At 71.2% G+C, this 20,304-nt stretch carries 18 protein-coding genes; 8 read left to right on the top strand and 10 right to left on the bottom strand.

Annotation, left to right across the window (positions count from 1 at the left end; genetic code table 11):
* Window positions 1–16: 16 nt before the first annotated feature.
* Window positions 17–2,998, top strand: a complete 2,982-nt coding sequence (locus AB0D01_RS06965) for a hypothetical protein (RefSeq protein ID WP_363053997.1) — start codon at window positions 17–19, stop codon at window positions 2,996–2,998.
* A gap of 76 nt (window positions 2,999–3,074) precedes the next feature.
* Here the strand turns inward: AB0D01_RS06965 and AB0D01_RS06970 are convergent, their stop codons facing one another.
* From AB0D01_RS06970 to AB0D01_RS06980, 3 genes are all read right to left on the bottom strand, one after another.
* Window positions 3,075–4,145 carry a hypothetical protein gene (locus tag AB0D01_RS06970; RefSeq protein WP_363054036.1) on the bottom strand — a complete coding sequence of 357 codons (1,071 nt, stop codon included), beginning with the start codon at window positions 4,143–4,145 and terminating at the stop codon, window positions 3,075–3,077.
* Between the two features lie 2 nt (window positions 4,146–4,147).
* Window positions 4,148–5,515, bottom strand: coding sequence for an AAA family ATPase (locus AB0D01_RS06975; protein WP_363053998.1), 1,368 nt, complete (start codon window positions 5,513–5,515; stop codon window positions 4,148–4,150).
* 126 nt (window positions 5,516–5,641) lie between these two features.
* Entirely contained in the window at window positions 5,642–6,685 is a 1,044-nt protein-coding gene (locus AB0D01_RS06980) for a hypothetical protein (RefSeq protein ID WP_363053999.1), read from the bottom strand.
* Window positions 6,686–7,367: 682 nt separating this feature from the next.
* Here AB0D01_RS06980 and AB0D01_RS06985 point away from each other — a divergent pair.
* Both AB0D01_RS06985 and AB0D01_RS06990 read left to right on the top strand, forming a co-directional pair.
* The gene (locus tag AB0D01_RS06985; RefSeq protein WP_363054000.1) at window positions 7,368–8,618 is read left to right on the top strand and encodes a hypothetical protein; all 1,251 of its coding nucleotides are present in this window, start codon (window positions 7,368–7,370) and stop codon (window positions 8,616–8,618) included.
* 275 nt (window positions 8,619–8,893) lie between these two features.
* Window positions 8,894–10,051, top strand: coding sequence for an SMI1/KNR4 family protein (locus AB0D01_RS06990; protein WP_363054001.1), 1,158 nt, complete (start codon window positions 8,894–8,896; stop codon window positions 10,049–10,051).
* Between the two features lie 156 nt (window positions 10,052–10,207).
* On the opposite strand, the gene AB0D01_RS06995 is transcribed toward AB0D01_RS06990, so the two are convergent.
* The 3 genes from AB0D01_RS06995 to AB0D01_RS07005 form a co-directional block, all read right to left on the bottom strand.
* Window positions 10,208–10,345, bottom strand: coding sequence for a hypothetical protein (locus tag AB0D01_RS06995; protein ID WP_363054002.1), 138 nt, complete (start codon window positions 10,343–10,345; stop codon window positions 10,208–10,210).
* Window positions 10,317–10,616, bottom strand: coding sequence for a hypothetical protein (locus AB0D01_RS07000; RefSeq protein WP_363054003.1), 300 nt, complete (start codon window positions 10,614–10,616; stop codon window positions 10,317–10,319). The genes AB0D01_RS06995 and AB0D01_RS07000 overlap by 29 nt, the downstream gene beginning before the upstream one ends.
* Before the next feature lie 278 nt (window positions 10,617–10,894).
* A complete protein-coding gene (locus AB0D01_RS07005) occupies window positions 10,895–11,071 on the bottom strand; it encodes a hypothetical protein (protein WP_363054004.1) in 177 nt (58 codons plus the stop codon).
* Window positions 11,072–11,356: 285 nt separating this feature from the next.
* Here AB0D01_RS07005 and AB0D01_RS07010 point away from each other — a divergent pair, with 285 nt between their 5' ends.
* The 4 genes from AB0D01_RS07010 (at window position 11,357) to hemC (ending at window position 14,609) form a co-directional block, all read left to right on the top strand.
* On the top strand, window positions 11,357–11,500 hold the full coding sequence (locus AB0D01_RS07010) for a hypothetical protein (RefSeq protein ID WP_363054005.1): 144 nt from the start codon (window positions 11,357–11,359) through the stop codon (window positions 11,498–11,500).
* 322 nt (window positions 11,501–11,822) lie between these two features.
* Window positions 11,823–13,238, top strand: a complete 1,416-nt coding sequence (locus tag AB0D01_RS07015; protein ID WP_363054006.1) for a DHA2 family efflux MFS transporter permease subunit — start codon at window positions 11,823–11,825, stop codon at window positions 13,236–13,238.
* Window positions 13,239–13,512: 274 nt separating this feature from the next.
* Window positions 13,513–13,659, top strand: coding sequence for a hypothetical protein (locus AB0D01_RS07020; protein WP_363054007.1), 147 nt, complete (start codon window positions 13,513–13,515; stop codon window positions 13,657–13,659).
* A gap of 17 nt (window positions 13,660–13,676) precedes the next feature.
* On the top strand, window positions 13,677–14,609 hold the full coding sequence (gene hemC / locus AB0D01_RS07025) for a hydroxymethylbilane synthase (protein ID WP_363054008.1): 933 nt from the start codon (window positions 13,677–13,679) through the stop codon (window positions 14,607–14,609).
* A 210-nt stretch (window positions 14,610–14,819) separates the two neighbouring features.
* On the opposite strand, the gene AB0D01_RS07030 is transcribed toward hemC, so the two are convergent.
* The 3 genes from AB0D01_RS07030 to AB0D01_RS07040 all read right to left on the bottom strand — a co-directional run bounded on the left by AB0D01_RS07030 (window position 14,820) and on the right by AB0D01_RS07040 (window position 18,459).
* Entirely contained in the window at window positions 14,820–15,368 is a 549-nt protein-coding gene (locus AB0D01_RS07030; protein WP_363054010.1) for a GNAT family N-acetyltransferase, read from the bottom strand.
* A gap of 681 nt (window positions 15,369–16,049) precedes the next feature.
* Window positions 16,050–18,038 (bottom strand): RNA polymerase sigma factor, encoded by a 1,989-nt coding sequence (locus AB0D01_RS07035; protein ID WP_363054011.1) that lies wholly within the window; start codon window positions 18,036–18,038, stop codon window positions 16,050–16,052.
* Window positions 18,039–18,135: 97 nt separating this feature from the next.
* Window positions 18,136–18,459 carry a YciI family protein gene (locus tag AB0D01_RS07040; RefSeq protein ID WP_363054012.1) on the bottom strand — a complete coding sequence of 108 codons (324 nt, stop codon included), beginning with the start codon at window positions 18,457–18,459 and terminating at the stop codon, window positions 18,136–18,138.
* Window positions 18,460–18,630: 171 nt separating this feature from the next.
* Between AB0D01_RS07040 and AB0D01_RS07045 the strand changes: the two genes are divergently transcribed.
* Window positions 18,631–19,317, top strand: coding sequence for a DUF998 domain-containing protein (locus AB0D01_RS07045; RefSeq protein WP_363054013.1), 687 nt, complete (start codon window positions 18,631–18,633; stop codon window positions 19,315–19,317).
* Window positions 19,318–19,319: 2 nt separating this feature from the next.
* Here the strand turns inward: AB0D01_RS07045 and AB0D01_RS07050 are convergent, their stop codons facing one another.
* Window positions 19,320–20,213: a LysR family transcriptional regulator gene (locus tag AB0D01_RS07050; protein ID WP_363054014.1), complete on the bottom strand. Its 894-nt coding sequence runs from the start codon at window positions 20,211–20,213 to the stop codon at window positions 19,320–19,322.
* Between the last annotated feature and the right edge of the window lie 91 nt (window positions 20,214–20,304).

Genomic DNA, 20,304 nt, shown 5'->3' on the forward strand with positions numbered 1-20,304 from the left:
GGTAGCGTGCGGTGACGTGAGCACAGACATGGCCGAAGAACGCGGCGAAACCTTTCTCCACCTGTTCCGGCACGCCGGGCATCACGCCGCGGCGCTCGTGGCCGAAGCACTCGGACCGCGGCAACGGGCGGACATCCTGCGGGAACGGGGGTCCGTCCCCGAGGGCTTCGCGGATTGGGTCGCGGAGCACGGCGAGGCCGACGAAGTGGAAGCTCTCCTTGACCGCTGGGGGCTGACCGGTCGTCAGGCCGCACTCGTCGCCGCACGCGAGGGTCTCGGACCCGACATCACCGCGGCGGTCGGCGGCGGGCGCGCCGCCGTGACGGCCGGGTGCGTCGAGAGGGAGTGGCTGGCGTCCCCTCCCGGGTTCCTCCGGGTCGGGAGCAACGACCTGCCGCTGCCGGAGGTGGCCCGGCGGGTCCGGGCACGGCTGGGCACTGACGAACGGGCATGGGGCCACGCCTTCGAACTGCTCGCGAAGGGCTTCACGCGCGATCTGACGACCCTCCTCGACGCCGCCGCGCGCTACACAGCACCGGCCACGGACACGGACACGGACACGGATGCGGACACGGACCCGGACCCGGACTCGGACCCGGACACGGACACGGACTCTGACGCGGCGGCGGACGTACGCCTGGATCCGAAGAGCAACGTCGCATGGCTGATCGCACTCGCGCCGCGTGATCTGCGACCGCGTCTCCTCGCCCGCATCGCCCCCTGGCCCTTGCACCGACTGAGCGGGGAAACCAGTGGACGTCGACTCGTCCAGCCGCTGATCGACACCGCCGACCGCGACGTGTGGCGATCCCTGTTCGGCGGGGAGTACCGTCGCGTCCATCGCAGCGGTGGCACGGCCGACGTCGAGCGCGCCTTCCTGCTCCGGGACGACCCGCACATCAACGAGTGGCTGCTCACCGGCCTCGCCGGAGCGGACCCGGACCGGGGATACCGGCTGGCCCCCACCCTACGACTGGCCCTGCTGGAAGGCCGCCCCTTCGGGCCCGACGCCGTGGACCCGCTGCCGCGGACCCCGGCCGTGCACGCCCTCATCGCCGCCCCGCCGGCCGTGCCGTGGGAGGCCGATCTGTTGCGGCTCTGCTACGACTCCCGCGAACCCGGACTCGTCGCCCAGGCACTTCGGGCCTCGACCGAGGGCGGGGAACGGCTGCTGACCGCGTACCAGCAATTGGTGGCCGGCATACGGCTGTGGGAATCGGGCCGGACCGACGCACTGCGCGTCCTCCTGGACGAACGGAGCGACGACATTCGGGACCAGGACGTGCGGGACGCGTTCGCCGCCGCGCTGGCGGAGGGATCGGCCCAGCCGCTGCGCACGGCCGCGTCGGCGCGGCAGAACCAGGGCGACGACCATCTGGACGAGGCGTTGAACGTGTGGCGCCACCGCATGCCCTGCGACCTGACGTCGTACGAGTCGGGGCTGTACACCCAGGCCGAACTGGCCGCGGCGAGCCGGGACATCACCCGAGACCCCTGGTACCGGATCGACTGGGACCTCGTCCGCGGCCGCCTCGCCGACCCCGCGATGCGCCACCACCAGGAGCGGGCGCGCGACCGGTACGGGATCCTGGCAGCCCGCGCCGACTGCCCGCCGGACATCGCCACCACCCTGACCGGCCGCGATCTCAACGCACTCGCTCTGCTGCGCCTCTACGCCGACCGAGCCATGGGCGTCAAGGCACTGGCCGAAGACATCTTCATCCCACCCACGTTTTTCTCCGGCGCCGGCGGTCTCGCCGTGAGGGAAACCCGCCACCAGCCGGGATGGGCGCCCGCCGTCACCCTCGACGACGTGCTCCGGCACGCACGCCCCGTCCAGCGCCTGCTTCCCCACGTCCCCCGCGAACCGCTCGGTCGACTCGTCACCGAGCTCCTGCGGCACGAAGGCGCGACGACTCCGGCGACCGAGGCGCGGCTGTGGCTCGCGCTGCGGAGCCTCACCCCCTACTTCGCGGGCCCCCTGCCCGGGCTCCTGCACACCGCCGCCCGGCTCGGCGAGGGCGGAGCGCCGCTCGACGTGGTGCCCGCCGCCGACTTCCTCGTCGGCCCCGGGCCGGTCGAGGCTGTTGAGCGGGTACGCGACCGACTGGGAGAAACCCCCGAACCCTGGGCGCACGCCGTCTGCCTGCTCACCGCGGGCTTCGAGGGAACCCTGCCCGAGCTGCTCGACGCCGCGACGGACGGGCCGCGGGTCGGCCCGCGCCGGGCGGTCGTTCTCCACGGAGCGCCGGCCGCCCTCCTCGGGCTCGCCCCGGGCGAGGTCGTGGACGCCGTCGTGGGCCGGCTCGACGTTCCCACCCGCGTCGTACTGGTCAGGACCACCCGGAGCGCCGACGTGCTCCGGTCCCTGGTGCGGCACGGAAACCGACTCGTGTGGGACGCCCTGCTGGACGCCTCCCGGCTCAAGAGTCCCGCCGATCCGTTCAGCTGGGACGTGGAGGAGCCGTGCGAGGACCTCCTCCTCCCGGAGCTGCTCGCCCAGGACGACCCCTGGCTCAACGCCCGTCTGGTGCGCGGCGAGTCCACGAGGACGCGATCCCTGGACGCAGCCCGCATCGAGGCCGTGCTCGCCGGGCGCCCGTTCGGCCGGCGCGAGGAGCCGGTGCCGGTACTTCCTGCACTGCGTGCCGACTTCGAGGACTGGACCCCGGATCGCGAGGTCGTGCTTCCGCCGTGGACGAGCAACGCGGACTTCTACACGTCCCGCGAGCCCGTACTGGCGATGCAGGCCCTGATGGCCGTCCGGAAGAGCAACTACCAGGACCCGCCGACCAGCACGCTCGGTGTCGGGCCGAGCCTGCTGGCGGCGTCGACGATCGCCGGCTCGGGCCGCTTCGACCTGCTGGAGCACGTCGTCGCGCACTGGCACGTCCGCTTCCCCTACGGAGAGCAGAAGGACGTCCGGGACCTGCTCGCCCGAGCGGTCCACTCGCGCTCGACCACGGAGATCGACGCGGCGCTGAAGGCGGCCGGGTGAACCCCCGCCCGCGCGCCCGAACCGGCGCACCGCTCGGCAACAGCCCCGAGCGGTGCGCCGCGTCGGGGGCGACCCGTCAGACGGTCTTCCTGCGGTCGTACGCCATCGTCACGAGCGGTACCGCCAAGCCGGCCCAGAAGACGATCGTCGGCACTTCCCGATCGGTCCACGGGACCTGGGATATCACCAGTGCGCAGAGCATGGTCCACACCGCCTGCCCCACCACGACCCGGGACCAGCGGCCACGGCGTACCAGGGAGCGGATGTTGAGCCGTACTCCGGTGCGCAGACGGCGGTAGCGCAACAGCGCACCGAAGCCCCAGATCGCGGCCATGATCACCAGAACCCAGAGTCGGTTGCCCAGGGGCACGGGCAGTTCCCGCAGGATCGGGTCCTTGGCCGTGGCGAACAGGTCGATCGTCACTCCCGCGGCTGCCAGGCAGGCCAGCGCGAGCCAGCGCGTCCCCCGCAGCAGGCGGTACGTGGCGTGGTCGAGGCCGCTGTGGAGCATCGCGGACTGCGGCGCGCCCGCCAGGCCCTCGGAGTACATCTCCGCGGCCTGGGTGGCCGTGACCTCCGGGCCGCTGGCCATCGCCTCGGTGTACATGGCTTGTGCCGTCGTGTTGGACGGGTCGAGGCGCAGCCATTCGACCAGGGCCTGCTTCGCGACGTCCTGGCGCCCCGTGCGTACGGCGGTGAAACACAGGGCCTGATGGGCGTCGGGTTCGTTCGGGGCGAGGCGCACGGTCTCGCAGGCCGCGACGTAGGCCCGTTCGTGGTCGGCGGCCGGGGCGTTCGGGTAGGCGGCGAGCACCTCGGAGAGCGCGAAGTGCGTGGGCCACTTGTCGGGCGCCCTGCGGATGGCCTCCTCCGCCGCCTCCCGGGCCTCGGACCGCTTGCCCAGGCGCAGCAGCACGCGGGACAGCAGGATGAGCGCGCCGACGTGGCCGGGCGTGATCCGGAGCATCTCGGTGCCCGCCCGCTCGGCGAGCTCGTACTCGTGGAGCCTTTCGTGGGCGACGGCGAGCAGCTGCCAGGCCCATTCGTCGTCCGGCTCCTCGGCGAGGTGGGGGGCCAGCAGGGCCTTGGACTCCTCGTACCGTCCTGCCGCCTGCAGCGCGCCGGCGCGCTGCACCGCCGGATCCATGCTCACAGCTTCCGCCTCTTCTTCAGGTACGTCACGAGGTCGTCGTACATGCCGCCCTCGTTGGCGAACATCGCCACGTTGCGTGCCGCCGCGAACCACGGTTCGGTCGACGGGACCACCGACTTCGCGGCGCCGAGCAGGTCCTTCGTCGTGATCATGCGGATCCGGCCGGTGCGCACCGAGTCGAGCAGGGCGCTCTCGGCGGCCGACTCGCACACGTGGGCGAGGTCCGCGCCCGAGAGGCCGTCGGTCGCCTTGACGAGGCGGCCGAGGTCGACCGCCTCGATGGGCCGTTCGCGCAGGTGGTACCGGAGGATCGCCTCGCGGGCGGTGGCGTCGGGAGGCAGGACGAGGAGGGTGCGGTCGAGGCGTCCGGGACGGCGCAGCGCGATGTCCACGTCCCAGGGGACGTTGGTGGCCGCGAGGACGAACACGCCCTCGTTCGCGGCGGAGTCGATGCCGTCGAGCTCGGTGAGGAGCTGGTTGACGGTGTTGCGCATGCCGCTGTGCTGCGTGCGGCTGCGCTTGGCACCGAGCGCGTCCAGTTCGTCGAGGAAGACCACGCACGGCGCCTGGCGTCGTGCGGTCTCGAAGACCTCGTGCATGTTGCGTTCGGAGTTGCCGATCCACATGTCGAGGACGTCGTTGACGGACACCGACAGGAAGTTCGCGCCGAGTTCACCGGCGACCGCACGGGCGATGAAGGTCTTGCCGCAGCCGGGCGGGCCGTAGAGGAGGAGTCCCCCGCGCAGGCTCTTGCCGTACAGCTTGCGCAGTTCGGGGTTGCGCATCGGGGCGAGGAACGCGGCTTCGAGGCGGTCCTTGACCTCCTGCATGCCGCCGACGTCCGCGAGCCGCAGGGTGCCGGGAGCGGACACCTCCCAGGCGTCGGTGGCGTCGGTGTTCTCGGGGTCGCCGCCGAGGGCGCTGAGCGGGGGCTCGACGAAGCGGGGTTGGACGATGCCGTCGACCTCCTGCTCGGCGGCCCGCCAGTCGAACCCGGCCGGGCGGGGCGACTCGTCGGGTTCGGCGGGGCCCTCCACCGGCTCGGCCGGGGCCGCCGAGGTGGGCGCCGAGGTGGGCGGGGCGGCGGGCGAGAGGGGATCGGCGATCGTGGGCGCGCTCGGTGACACGGGTGCGGGGGCGGTGGGCGCCCCCATGGCCCGCACCATCAACTCCCGCGCCGCCGCGTCCCCGGGCGCGTGTTGCAGGGCCGCGGCCGCCTCCGTCACGGCCGCGTCGTGCAGACCGGCGGAGAGCAGCAGTTCCGCGAGGTGCAGGCGTAGGGGGACGTCTTCGGGGGCGGCGGCCACGGCTGTGCGCAGGCTCTGTATCAGCGGGGGTTCAGGAGCGGGTGACTCTTCGAGCATGACCCCATGTTTACGCGGGACCGCTGACAGGAGTCCAGGCGGGGTGGTGTGCGGTGGATCACCGGGACGGCCGGGAAGCGGCCCCCAGGTCGGAATCGACCGGTGGCTACGGCACTCCCGTCGGGGCTAGTGGCTCCGTAGCCTCACCCCGTACCTCGTGCGCAGGCGGAAGATCTCCCACCAGGCCACCGCCGAGACCGAGGCCGGTCCGCCGATCAGGGCGCTGATCTGGAGGAACGGCGGGCCGGGCGGCATTCCGGTCACGGCCAGGTTGATGGCGGCGAGTTCCCACACCAGTACGCCCGTGAGCAGGGCCGGAAGCGCGGCGTGCACCTCGGAGGTGCCGAAGGCGTGGCGGACCACCGTCAGGGAGGCGAAGCCGACGAAGAGCAGCAGCCACAACGGCGCCAGGAGCAGGCCGAGCGTGATCAGCGGGGAGGGCAGCACTTCGCCGAGCAGCATCACGCCCACGAAGAGCAGCGGCACGGCCGTGAACGCGCCGAAGTACCAGAGGGCCGAGCGCACGGCGGGCCGCAGGCGGGCCCGCATGCCCGGCCTCGCGGCCGGGGGTGCGAGCCGGAACAGGAGCAGGATCACCGCGGGCGCGGTGAGGAGCAGCAGCCACGGCGTGATGGCTAGCCGCAGCATGTACTGCCCCTGGAGCTCGGCGAAGTCCGCTTCGGTTCCGTAGACGACGAGGATCAGCGAGGACGCGACCAGGGCCACCACGGCCCTGGTCTTCTGCACGCGCAGTACCTGCGGGTCGGGGACGCGTCGGTAGGCGTGCGCAGGGAACTTGGCGTGTGCCCGCACGCGGGCCGAGCGGACCAGGGGGTAGAGGAGGAGGAACAGCAGCACGGGCGAGAAGCAGAACAGGACCGCGACCCACGCGCACCCGGGGACGCGCGCGCGTCGCAGCAGCTCCCGCAGCGTCGGCCAGTCCCCGTCGCGGAACTGCTGCCCCAGCGAACGGGGTCGCGGGGGCCCGTAGGGGTAGGAGGTCGGTGCCCCCGGGTACGGGTACTGGCCGGGCACCGTGTAGGGGTTCGAGGCCGGGTACGCGTTGTGCGGGTAGGGGCCGGCCTGCGGCGGCATGCCCGGCGGAGGCGGTGCCTGGCCGTTGTGCGGGTACCACGTCGGGCCGTACGGATTCTGGCCGCCGAAACTCACGCCGATTCCTTCCTCACCTGCGGGACGCGTGCGCCGCGGAACGGGCCGGCACGGCCCACCGAGGGCGGAAGACCCCACACGGGGTCGCGTGCGACAGCCCTGTACCCGCCCCGGAACCGCCCTGACCGTGCCCCGTCCCCCGAAAGGATCACCCTATGCGAACCGTGCACGCCCTTCCCGCCCGTTTCGGGATCGGGGCGGGCGGGCAACGGTGACAGCCCGGGCGACCAGACCGACGCGCACCGCTGGTTCTTCAGGTCGCCCGGCGGATCGCCGACCAGGTTCGCCATCGAGGTGGAGGAATCCGCCGAGGATGTGCGCGGACTCCTGCTTTGCCCGGCTTCCCCATCCCGTCCCGCCGGTAGACCTCGCTCCGGACCTGTTGGCCGACCCGGTCACGTGCGCCGGAGCGGTGCGCCACTGCGGGCTGTACACCGCCATCGCCCACCGGACGGCCGAAGATTGACGCTCGATCGGGCACGACCGGCACCGGACCGGGATGCCGAAGGCCGTCGGGGCGCCGCGCGGTCTTTGATCACCTGGTGGGGAACCGACCCGGTTGTCGCCGACAAGCACCTTCGGGACTACGGATGGGTTGATCAGCTCATAGGCTGGTCTCAGTGCCGAGCGACCCGGCGCATCGCGCCCGCTCCGGGTGCACTCACCGCGATCGGAGAGCACTGTGAAGAACACGGCGTTGTGGCGCGTAGTCGACAACGGGAGTGGTAGCCAGTCCATCGTCAGCACGCCCTCCGAGGCGGTCGCGTTCGTCAACAGTCGGTTCGAGTCCGATGACGGCGACGAGCCGTTCGGCATCACCGAGATCGGTCCTCTCCTTCCGAAGCCGCTCGGGGTCATCACCGCATGGGCCGCCGAGAAGGACGGCGAGCGCACCGACGGGCGTACTGCCCCGATCACCATCAGGCCGGTGGTGACGGACGACGCCGGCGAGTGCGATGACGTCGTGCTCTGGGGCGACGTGTACGTCTCCTGGGACCACGACATGTACACCGTCGAGGACCCGGACGGCTCCGAGTACAACGAGGCCTACAGCGCGGCCGAGTTGAGCGTGATCCTCGATGAGTACGCCGACGACTACGAGTACGCGCCTGAAGGGCCTGAAGGGCCCGAAACCCACAAGTGGCCGACCCCGGAAGAGTTGATCACCTACGGCGCCCAGGAGTGTGCCAAGCGGTTCGGGCACCTCGACGACGACGCCCTGCTGTGGCTCGCTGCCACCCGCATCACGCTCGCCGTGTGGCGCAACACACCCGTCGAGAACTGGCATGCCGGGAAGAGTCCGCTCCACGACGGCACGATGATGCGGATCAACACGGCAACCACCCGACTCGTGCGCTCGATGCTGTCGTTCGACCATGTCGACTGGATCGCTCTCGGTCTCGCGATCGTCAACCCGTCCCGGGTTCTACCGACCGGGCAGTCCGTTCTCGAGCTCGGGCTGGCCTGCCACGATCCTGACGACCCGGCACACGAGGCTGATCCGCGCGTGGAACTCGCGGGGATGGCACAGGCCGCGATCTCATGGGGGCGAAGGTGCTGCCTCAACGAGAAGGAGTTCGGCTTGCGAACCCTGATCGAATCCTTCTGCGCGTTTGACAACGGCTGGTTCGGAGAACCCAGTTGGGGGCGCATCGTCGATCGGTTCCTTGACGCTGTCGACGACCGGGAGAACGCGCACTGGCGCATACACCGGGACAGGCCCTGGTTCGACGAGTGGTTCACCAACCGGCCGGCCGACATTGCGGACACCACGGAATTTCGTCGGCTGCTCCTTGCCGGACCCGACCTGCTGTCCGAGGAGGCCGCCGAATGGTGCGTGGATGGCGCCATCCGCTACGTCTGCCAGGACGACCACGCGAACGACTGCCGGCGGTGCGGTATTCCGCCGGCAACGGAGTCCCCCAACGCGTGAACGTGGGACACGGTCACACCGGTGACCGTGGATGTGCGAGGAGCTTTCCGGCTGACCTTGTCGACGAGCAGCTCGGCCTTCCGCGGCTCGGCGCCGGCGAACTCGCGGGCGGCCTCGACGTCCCAGGCCTGGACGGTGCGGAGGGAACCGAACGCGTTGATCGCCGAGTGCGGGGTCACTGGGACAGCGGCAGGGCGGTGGTTTCGGGCATGACGGTTCATCCGGTACGGGCCGCCGGGCGCGCAGCTGTCAGTGGCTGTCTCTAGGGTCAGCCCATGAGAAATGACCTGGTCCAGGAATCATGGGACCGCATCGATGCCTGGTTGCGTGAGCACGCGCCTCGCACGTTCGCCACGCTGAGGCCGCCCGCTGGGCATGAGGAGATCGCGGCAGCGCAGGAGGTTCTGGGCGTCACCTTTCCTCCCGACCTGGTCGCGTCGTTGCTTCGGCACAACGGGGCTGTGGACGGGCCGGACGCGTTCTGTTTCAGCACGGACGACCGGCTTCTCGGAGTGGACGAGATCGTCGAGGACACGCAGTGGATGCGCGACATCGCCGAGGGCCTGGACGTGGAGGACGCCGAGTACTACTGGATCGACGAGTACCTGAAGTTCGGTTCCTACGGGGTGACATCTGACGGTCTGACGGTCGATTGCCGCCGTGGGCAGGACTCCTACGGTGCCATCGGACGGTTCTTCGACGAGACCGGCACCGACTTCGGACGGGCCGACTCGCTGGGCAGGTATCTGGAAGACCTGGCCGACCGGCTGGAGAGCGGCCATGACGGGGGCGCCGTCACGTTCAACGGCCGACTCTTCTGGGAGTCGGCCCTGCCTCCCCGCCCGGACTGGGGCAGCGCCGACGACCCCCTTCCCGGGCCGGATGAGGACGTGCCGGAGCTGGACCTGTCCTGCAGCCCCACCGATGCCCTCCACGTCGGAGCCCTGGAGGGGCTGGAGGAGATCGGGGCGCTCCTCGCGGTCCTGCCACGTGAGCAGGTGGCCGAAGCCGCACGCAAGCAGCTGCGCAGAGTGGCCGTCGAGACGGGCCTGAACAAGTACCCGGAGATCAAGACGGTCCTGGACGCGCTGGAACGGGGCGAAGCTCCGCCCCCTCCGAGACAAACCGGCCCGCTCGCCCTGCGACTGCGCACGGTGATCGTTCAGGCGGACACCCACCGGGACGCTCCTCGCCGGTGGGCGGCGGAGAAGATGGTGCACGGGATCTGGGGCTCGCCCTACAGGTCCGTGTGTGAGAGCGCGAACATCCGCGGCCGCCTCGCTGTCGACTGGCGTACGGATCTGCACGCGGACCTGGGCAGCCCGCCATTGCCACCGGTACCCGACGATCGCTTCTGGGGGACCCTGCGCAACCCTGCCATCGACTCCAGCTGGCACGCGGCTCAATACGCCCAGGACCAGGGCCGACCGTAGGAAACTTCGGTTCCGTATGAGCGCTTTATCTGGCGGGCCCGCCAGATAAAGCGCTCGGCCACAGTGGGCATCGGTTTCGTGCGCGCGGTCGGCCGCCTTCGGCCGGCGTTGGTTGGAGAGTCACTGTCCGAACGGGTGGGCGCCCTCGGTGAGGGGTTACTGCCAGAAGACGGTCTCGATGACGATCTGGGGTTCGGCGGCGCGGCGTACGAAGGTGTAGCGCAGCCGGCCGCGGTGGCCCAGGGCGGCCCGGAGAACTCCTCGCTCACTCGCCGGGTCCGAGTTGACCGGCACGCTGGTGGATCGCGACCGCTTCCTCCAGGAGGGCCTTGTCCGGGTCCGTGGAGTGCGCGGCACGCTCTTCCAGGTCGCGGACGTACCGGTCGAGCTCGGGATCGCGGGCGAGGGCGTACTCGGCCCACCATCGGGCCAGGAACGCCGGGGCCGCGCCGATGTCGTAGGTGTCGGCCACCTTGGTCCGCCACCCGGCCTCGAAATCGGCAAGGAGGTCGGGAGCGTGCGCGGCGATCGCGGCGCGTAGGGCGGGAATGCTGCGCTCGGGCATCGGGGGAACACCGTAGGGGTGTCCCGGAGCGGTCGTCACGGTGGTCCCTTCAGGGGTCGGCCGCCCCCACGATAGTCCTCCGGCGCCCCTGTCGAGGCCGCGATGGGCACAGGGGCCGGGGGGAGAACAGCACTGCAGGGAACGGCCGCGCTCAGGGCGCGGACGGCGCGCCCGTGCGCCACGACCGGGTGCCGACCCGGCGGAGGGGGTGGTCGCCGCCGTGGCTGGTCGGCCATGGTGACTGCCGGCGGTCGGGCCACCGCCGTGGGGCGGCTTGCCTAGTGGAGGGTGCGGTGCGGGGCTGCCGTCTTCGCCACGCCAAAGCAGCTGAAGCAGGCGAGGCCGCTTGCCGGTGAGTCGTTTCGTGGGTCCGGGGTGCCCAGGAGTTCCAGGACGAGGGCGAGCTCCTTCCCGCCGATGGGGGCGGTTGGGGTGACGGGGGGTGTGCTTGCCATGGGCGCGTCCCTTCCGGTCACGGGCGGTGGGTTCTGACCTACTTCACTCCGTGTGGTTGGGGATGGCTACGCACGTTCGGATGACGTGTGGGGCGACGTCGGGTGGCAGCGGGTCGGCGGGCCGCGCGGCCGTCCGGCGCCTCCCCGTCTCCGACGTTCTGGACCTCTCGGACCGGCCCACCGCCCTCCGGCGGCTTGGCGTCTCGGGGGCGGCGCACAGCCGGCCGGTGTTCCTCCGGGACCGGATCGGCGACCGCCGGCCCGGCGACCGGCGACCCCGACGCCGTGCAGGCCGACTTCCAGACCCGGTACGGCAACTACCCCGACGCCGTCCGCGGCGCGACGGGCATGTTCGGCCCCTCCAACGAGGCCCCGGAAGACGCCCCCGCACTCGACCGGATCGCCGCGTACTTCGGCCGCACCCTCTGACCCTCCGAGCGGTCCCGTGGGTCCCACCTCCCCGTGGGACCCACGACCGCCGGGCAGCGGACGGCAGCGGGGCCGCCAGGACGGCCTACGGGCATCCCCCGGTGAATCGTCTGACCGGGGGATGCCCGTAGGCCGGTGCCGGCAGCGATGATGAAAGTGGTGCCGATCAAGGCAGCCGGTTGCGTCGAGTTCCTCGGGAGTCCTGCTGTGCTGATCGAAGCGTGTGTGAACGTCATCGCCCGCGAAGGGCTTCCGTTCCCCGCTCCGGTCCTCCGCGCCGTCACGTGCGGCCGGGGCGGGCACTCGAAGGACACGACCGAAATTGCGACGTCTGCTCCGTAACCTCTCTTCGTCCGGCCCGTCCGCGAGCCCCCGGGCGGCCCTGTACGCCCTGTGCGTCAGCTTCTTCATGATCTGCCTGGACGCCACCGTCGTGAACGTGGCGCTGCCTGACATCCGCACCTCGCTCGGTGCCTCGCTCAACGACGCCGTCTGGGTCAACAGCGCCTACGCCCTCTGCTACGCCGTTCCTCTGATTCTCGCGGGCAGGCTCGGCGACCGCTACGGGCCCAAGCGGCTCTTCCTGACCGGTCTGGCCGGATTCACCCTGGCCTCCGTGGCCTGTGCGCTCGCTCCGAACGCCCCGGTGCTCATCGCCACCCGGGCCGTCCAGGGCCTGGCCGCGGCGCTGATCGCGCCGCAGATCATGTCGCTGATCGTGCACCTGTTCCCCACTGAGCGGCGGGGACGGGCGCTGGGCGTGTTCGGTGCGGTCGGTGGCGCGGCCATGGCCGCCGGACCCCTGGTCGGCGGGCTGCTCGTGGCCGCGACCGGCTGGCGCGGCATCTTCCTGGTCAACCTCCCCGTCGGTGTCGCCGGGTGGATCGCCGCGTACCGCCTGCTGCCCGATTGGCGGCCGGCCAGGGAGCACCGTCTCGACCTGTGGGGCATCGTGCTCAGCGGACTGGGGCTGACCGCGCTGGTCTTCGGCGTACAGAGCGGCGAGGCCTACGACTGGGGCACCGTCGCCGGACCCGTCACGATCCCCTCGGTGCTGGCCTTCGGCGCCGTGTGCCTGACGGTGTTCGTGTGGTGGCAGCACCGCAACACGCGCGAGCCGCTCCTGCCCCTGAGGCTCTTCCGTGACCGCGCCTTCTCGGCCGCCGCCACGGCCGGCGGGGCCATGGGAGCCGCCATGATCGGCATGTTCCTGCCCCTGATGATCTACCTGCAGAGCAACCTCGGCTACAGCGTGTTGGCCGCGGGCGCCGCCACCGTCCCCATGTTCGCCCTGTCCTCACTGTGCGCCCGCCTGGCCGGCAAGCGGTCCGACACCACCAGCCCCCGCCTGCTCGCGGCCCTCGGCTTCCTGCTCCTGATCGTCGGGGTCGGCTCCCTGACCTTGCTGCTGCGCCCGGGCATCGGCCTGTGGACGCTCATGTTCCCGCTGCTCGTCACAGGCGTCGGGATCGGCCTGGTCTCCGCGCCGCTCGCCGGCATCGCCACCCGCGGACTGGAGCCTTCCCTGGTCGGCGCTGCGTCCGGGGTGTTCAACACCACCCGACAGCTCGGCGGAGCCCTCGGCAGCGCAGCCACCGGCGCGCTCCTCCAGGCCGACCTCGGCAACACCCCGACCAGCGCCACCCAGGCCGCCCTCGCCTTCCCCGTGGCAATGCTCCTGATCGGCCTCGCCTGCTGCGCCGTCGCCCGGCCTGCTCGTACGACGCGGACTGCCTGAGGACGTCGGTACCGCCACAGCAGCTCCCGCACTCCAGCCACCCCGTCTCAGGCGGGGCCGTCCTCTTCCATAGCCTTCCTCATCCGTTCCCGGCGTCCGGAAAAGGGGCGAAGGCCTCCGCGACGGTCGTGCCTTCCTGCCGTCCTGTCGTGCGGAGTGCGGGGGCCTCCTGGGGATTGGCGGGGGGTGGACATCAGCGCCCCCGACGAGCAGACCCTCACCGAGGTCGTCGAACGCCTCTCCCGCGCTGCTCCGCCCCGGCGCTCTCTACGTCGTGGACGACATGCTCCCGCAGGAGACTTGGCCGGACGACCACCAGCCGCGGGTAGACGCCTTCCTCGAGCGACTGCCCGACGTCCCCAACTTCCGCGCCACGCCGATGTCCTGGGCCTCCGGGCTGGTGGTCGCCACCCGCTTTTGAGGGTCTATCGTGCCGTCATGGCCCCTGATCTGATTCGTATCGTTTCGCGGGATTCCCCGATGGCACTCGCCCAGGTGGAGCGCGTCCGCGCCGAACTGGACGCGCTCCACCCGGACGTCAAGACGACGGTGCTTCCCGTGAAGACGACCGGCGACAAGTGGATGGGTGACCTCGCGCAAGTGGAGGGCAAGGGCGCCTTCACGAAGGAAGTCGACGCCGCGCTCCTCGCCGGTGAGGCCGATCTCGCCGTGCACTGCGTGAAGGACGTCCCCGCCGATCGGCCCCTCCCGGCCGGCACCGTGTTCGCGGCGTTCCTCAAGCGCGACGACATCCGGGACGCCCTGATCCATCCGGGCGGCCTCACCCTGGACGAGCTCCCGGCCGGCACTCGGATCGGCACCTCCTCCGTCCGCCGGATCGCCCAGCTCGCCGTCTCCCACCCGCACGTGGAGTGCGTTCCGATGCGCGGGAACGCGAACCGCCGCCTGGAGAAGCTGGGCGCCGGTGAGGCGGACGCGCTCCTCCTGGCCGTCGCCGGTCTGGAGCGGATCGGCCGGAGCGACCTCATCACCGAAGTCCTCTCCCCGGACCTGATGATGCCGCCCATCGGCGCCGGCGTCCTGGCTCTCCAGTGTCGCCAGGACAACACGGAGTTGATCGACCTCATCAGCGACCTCGGCGACCGCGACGCCTACCGGGAGACCGAGGCCGAGCGGATGTTTCTCCATGTCCTCCAAGGGCACTGCAACTCCCCGATCGCGGGGTACGCCCGGGTGGAGCGCGGCGGGGAGCTCTCGCTCCGGGCCACGGTGTTCTCCCCGGACGGGAAGGTCATGATCCACGCCCACGAGTGGGCGGGTCGCCTGGACCCTGCCACACTCGGCACCTCCGTGGCCGTCTCGTTGCTCCGCCAGGGCGCGCGCGAGCTGATCGACGGCATCCCGCACTGACCGCGCCGCGAGGGCGCGGACGGCGGACCCGTGGCTGCCTCGTTCGCGCCCTCGCCACCGTCCGTCTTTCGGGGCGCCGGGCGGCTCCACACCGCAGCGGGCGGGGATCCGTCGTCGGTGCGGGAGCGTACGCTCGGGCCAGCCCCTCTCCGTCCTGCTCTCAAGGACGCGGGACCCCGACCGGTTGTCGCACGGGTGTGGAGGTCGAGCTCAGCCGGACCGGGGAGCCGAGGACCACACGCCGAACCACTGCTCGGCGCCGAATTCCTCGAACCGCTCCACCTCGGTGAACCCCAGTTTCACCGCGAGACCTACCGAGCGGTCGTTGGCCACCTGAGTGCAGAGCACCACCGGCTCGCGGGGAAACGTGTCGGCGAACCAGCCGAGGGCCGCCGAGCACGCTTCAAAGGCATACCCGAGGCCCCAGGCCCGGGGCAGGAGCATGTAGCTGAGCTCGGCCTCCCCTGCACCAGGACGGACGTGCCCCGGACGCTTCGCGTCGCGCCGGTCGAGCGTGACGATGCCGATCATCGCCCCGTCGTGATCGGCCACGAAGACGCCGGGGCGCCGTCCGGGCACTTCAGGCAGTTCATTCTCAAGCTCAGCACGTGGTCGGGGGCCACCGAGGTACGTCCGCACCTCTGACGAGGCGAACAGGTCAACGAACGCCGCACGGTCCCGGCCCGCCGACTCGCGGAGCACGAGCCGCTCGGTCCGCAGCGGTGCGGGCGGCCACACAACGGGTCCAAGCTCAGCCATGGCGGCAATCTACAGACACGGCCCCATGGCCGCAGCATCAGGCCACGACATCACGTACAGCCTCGGTAATCCCGGGTATCCGGTCCGGCGTTGCGCCATTCGACCAGCGGGGACGTGCTGATCTGTTCCTGCTCCCGGTCCGGGCCGGCCCTGCGCAGGAACTCCTGGAGGTCATGCATCGGCGGGCGAGGCCGAGGATGGTCGAGCCGGTGTGCACGCGCCTCCCGGTCGACGGGCTTGCCGCGCGACGGGGTGTCCCTGCAGCCGCCCGTGTGCCCGCGAACCGCAGCCCGTCCGGTCCCGATCCCGTGCTCGACCAGGCACTTCGCGATGCGCTCCAGGCGTGCGTCGGGTTCGGGAAAATTCGAGGGCCGCATGACCGTCCATGGCTGGTGGGCAGTTGGGCGGGCCGCTCAGGGCAGGCCGGGGCCGGTGCTTTCGGGTGATGCAGTCGGCCGGGCTGAAGTACGTCCACAGGCGGTTCGAGGCCCGCAGTACGCGGAGGGCCTCGTGGTGGCCGCGGACCGCCGCCGCGTCTGCGCGGGGGAGACCGACTTGGTCGAGCCTGGGGTGGAGGAGGGCGTCCGAGTCGGCGCGGACCACGCCCGGTGCGACCTCCAGGCTGCCGGCGCCCCCGATGACCCCGACGACACCGCCGCGCTCGGTACCCGGCCGGGCGGGTCACCGCGGCGCCGGCCGGGGTTTGAGCTGATGAAGGGTGAAGCCGTTGCCTGCCGGATCCAGGGACTTGGTGCTCGCCTTGAACAGGTACTCGGCCCGTTCGTAGGACAGACGCCGACGGCCGGTGTCCGGGCAGAGATCCGCCGGCGCGGGTGTCCGGGCCGGTCCGGGTCGCCGGTCGGAGAGGAAGACCGGGCCCCGTGTCCGGCCGTCCAGGAGCCGGGGCAGGAGCGCGGCGGTACGGGAGCGCCAGCTCAACCAGCCGCGCCCCGTGCGTGCCCTGCGGTCGTCCAGGTCCAGGTCCTCGACGTCGAGTGCCAGGACGGCCTTCACACCGGCCGCCGACTCGTGCAGGAGGCTCCACAACGTCCGTTCGCGCAACGGTAGGTCACTGCGGCTGAAGAGCTCCTCGAACGGCGGGCGGGCCAACGCCCGGGAGCCGGCGCGGGGGCGGGTGTCGGCCCGGCGTTCCAGCCCCGCCGCGAGGTCGCCCAGCGAGGCCCAGGTGCCGAACGACCGGACGGCCGAACGGTGCCGGTTCCAGGTACTGGCCGCGGCCCCTCCCCAGGCGGTCGTGAACGTCCGCGACACCTGGTCGGCGGTGAGCGCAGCCAGCGGCAGCTGCCCGCCGAGGGCGAGGCACAGACGCCGCAGCGTCTGCCCGTAGGAGTGGAGCGTCGCGGCGTCCAGATCATCGCGGCCCAGGAAATCCTGCGCCGCCTGCGCGAGCGTCGGACGGGAGGGGACGCCGGTGGGCGTGATCGCCTCCGCACGCCGGCTCAGGAAGGCACGCTCAGACGCGTTGCCGGTGAGCGCCGCGGCCCGGTGGAACTCCAGCCGCGCCTCCTCCTTCCGGCCCAGGCGGAGCAGCAGATCCCCCCTGACGCTGGGCAGAAGGTGGTAGTCGCGCAGAGTCGCATCGGTGACCAGGGAATCGACCAGGTCGAGGCCCGCCTGCGGACCGTGGGCCATACCGAGTGCCACCGCCCGGTTGAGCTGCACGACCGGTGTCGGAAGCAGCCGGACCAAGGCCCCGTACAGCTCCGCGATCCGCGCCCAGTCGGTGTCCTCGGCGGTACGCGCCTGGGCATGGCTCACGGCGATCGCCGCCTGCAGCAGGTACGGCCCGGGTGTTCCACCGATTTCCCTGGCCCGCAGCATCGCGGTGAAGCCACGGTGGATGAGCAGCTGGTCCCAGCGGCCCCGGTTCTGCTCGTGCAGCGGGACGGGCTCGCCGGCCGGGTCGGTGCGCGCGGCCGAGCGCGAGGCCTGGATCTCCATCAGGGCGACCAGCGCGTGCGCCTCGGCCTCCTGAGGCGCCGACTCGGTCAGCAGCCTCCCCAGCCGCAGGGCTTCGAGACAGAGACCGGGCCGCATCAGATCGTCGCCGGAGGTCGCGGAGTACCCCTCGTTGAAGATCAGGTAGATGACCTCCAGCACGGAGGAGAGCCGCCCGGCGAGTTCTGCCGCGTCCGGCAGGTCGATCGGCACACGCCGCTCGGCCAGGGTCCGCTTGGCGGCGGCGAGACGGTGGGTGATCACCGTCTTGGTGACCAGGAAGGCCCGTGCGATCTCCTCGGCCGTCAGACCGCCGAGCAGACGCAGCGTCAGCGCGGCCCGGGCCTCGGCCGGCAGCACGGGATGGCAGGAGATGAGCATCAGCCGCAGGACGTCGTCCTGTTCGTGGTCCGGTTCGTGGTCCTGCTGCTGGTCGAGGCGGTGGGCGAGCTGCTCCTGTTTACGCGTCAGCCGCTCGGAGCGCCGGATGTGGTCGACGGCCCGTCGTCTGGCGGTGGTCGTCAGCCACGCGGCGGGGTTGTCGGGGACACCCGAGCCGGGCCACTGCTCCAGTGCGGCGACGAGCGCGTCCTGAGCCAGTTCCTCGGCGAGCCCGACGTCACGGACCATCCGTGTGAGTCCGGCGACGATCCTGGCGGATTCGAGCTTCCAGACCGCGTCGACGGTGCGGTGGACATCGGGCGTGGACACAGGCCCGATGACAGCACGGGCCCCGTGTCGCCGGCAAGCCGGGGCGCGCCTCGCCGTAGGCCGGGGGCGCGCCCCCCGGCCGCGGCGGCGGTGCGGCTCAGGGGCCGAAGACCTGCTGGACCACGCTCTCGCCGTCCCCGACGATCCTTCGGAAACGCCGGGCCAGCTCGATCGCCTCCTGCCTGGACCGGACCTCTATCAACGCGAAGCCGGCCACGGCCTCCTTGGCCTCGGCGAACGGCCCGTCCGTCACCGTGATCTCGTCACCGGCCGAGCGGACCAGGACACCTCCCGGCTCCAGGCCGCCGGTGGCCAGCAGCGAACCGGCGGCCGTCAACTCTTCGATGAACCGGCTCATCTCGGCGTAGAGCTTCTCGTCGGGGACGGTGGCGGAAGGCCTGGTCGTCATCAGATAGCGCACGGGGATCCCTCTTCTCGTTTCGTGTCGGGGCGCCGGAACGGTGAATCGCGGCGGTCCCCTGTTCACCCTCACGTCGAACGAGCCGATGTGACAGGGAATTCCATCATTCCCTGTCACATCGCTCCTTCGACGTGAAGGCAAGCACCGAACACGACGAACCGGAGGCACCCGATGACCACCCTCGACCACTGCACCCCCACCACGTCCACCGCGACGGGCACCCCGGCCGCCGCCCGGTCCACGACCCGCCGCCTGCTCACCGCCACGGTGGTGGCCTCACCGCTGTGGGCGGTCGTGGCCCTGACCCAGGCCGCCACCCGGGAAGGCTTCGACATCACCCGCCATCCCCTGAGCGCCCTGAGCAACGGCTCTCTCGGCTGGCTCCAGATCGCCAACTTCCTCGCGGTGGGCACCTTGCTCGTCCTCGGAGCGACCGGCTTGCGCCGGGCCCTGCACGGCACCCCCGGAAGCACCTGGGCGCCTCGACTGGTACGGGTGTCGGGCATCGGCATGATCGCGGCGGGCGTGTTCGTCATGGACCCGGCCGACGGCTTCCCGGTGGGTACCCCCTACGGAATGCCCACCGCACTCACCTGGCACAGCTACGCCCACTTCGCCGCCGGCGCGGTCACCTTCCTCTCGATGATCGCCGCCTGCTACGTCCTGGCCCGCCACTTCAGCCGTACCGCGCACCGCGGCTACGCCGCCCTCGCCCGTACGGGGGGTACCGCCCTCCTGCTCGGCAACGGTTGGTCGATGAGCGGCGGCAAGGCGGGCACCCTGACGCTGGCCGTGGGCGTCATGACCGCGATGTTCACGATCTCCCTGATCGCCGCCCGCTACCGCCGCAGCCACTGAGCTCACAAGGACATCGTCCCCAGTTCCCCGGCGATGCGTACGAAGGACCGGACCATCGGGTTGTCGTTGTCCGACCGCCAGACCAGGCCCCAGCGCATCTTCGGGGCGTCGTGGAGGGGGATGTAGGTGACGTCGGGCCGGACGTGGAAGCGGGTGACCTGGGAGGCGAAGGAGTGGACGGCCTCACCCGAGGCGATGATCATGAAGATCGAGTCCAGATCACTGGCGAAGCAGATGTTCCGCTCGACCGTCCGGCCGCTGGGCGTGTAGAAGGGCATGAACGCGTCCTCCCAGTAGTCCGGCTGCAGCGACTCCCCGCCGATCACACCGTGGTCGGCGAACACCTCCAGGGACACCGAGCGCCGGACCGCCAGCCGGTGGTCGGACGCCACGGCCGCCGCCCGGGGCTCCTCGAAGAGCACCGGGCCCACGGTGAGATCCGGTTCCTCCACGGGAAGCCACGCCAACAGCAGGTCCGCCTCACCCCTGCGCAGCGGCCCGAACGGATCGATGAAGCCGTTGTAGCGCAGCCGTATCCCGCACGTCGGATTCACGGAGCGGAACGCGTCCCAGAAGGGCCGCAGTTCCTGGACGTTGGAGACCAGCAGGTTGATCCGCAGGACGTCGGTCTTGCCCTGCGCGGTGAGTCGCGCCCGGTCCACGCTCGCTTTCAGCCCCCGGAAGACGGGGAGCAGGTCGTCGCGGAGCTGCTCGCCGACCGGTGTGAGCCGTACCTGGCGGCTGGTGCGTTCGAAGAGTTCGGCTCCGATCGACCGTTCCTGCTTCTTGATGGCCTGGCTGATCCGCGCCGCCGACACGTGCAGCCGTTCGGCCGTCCGTCCGAAGTGCAGCTCCTCCGACAAGGTCAGGAAGATCTCTATGTCGCGCAGTTCCACGCGCCCTCACGCTCTCGTTTGTCTACTGATTCCGGCCTGATCAGCGGCGCATGATCAGACGTTGACCGTCGGCTTGTCACCGGGCGTACAC

It is taken from the genome of Streptomyces sp. NPDC048606 (genome assembly GCF_040650855.1).
Taxonomy (GTDB): Bacteria; Actinomycetota; Actinomycetes; order Streptomycetales; family Streptomycetaceae; genus Streptomyces.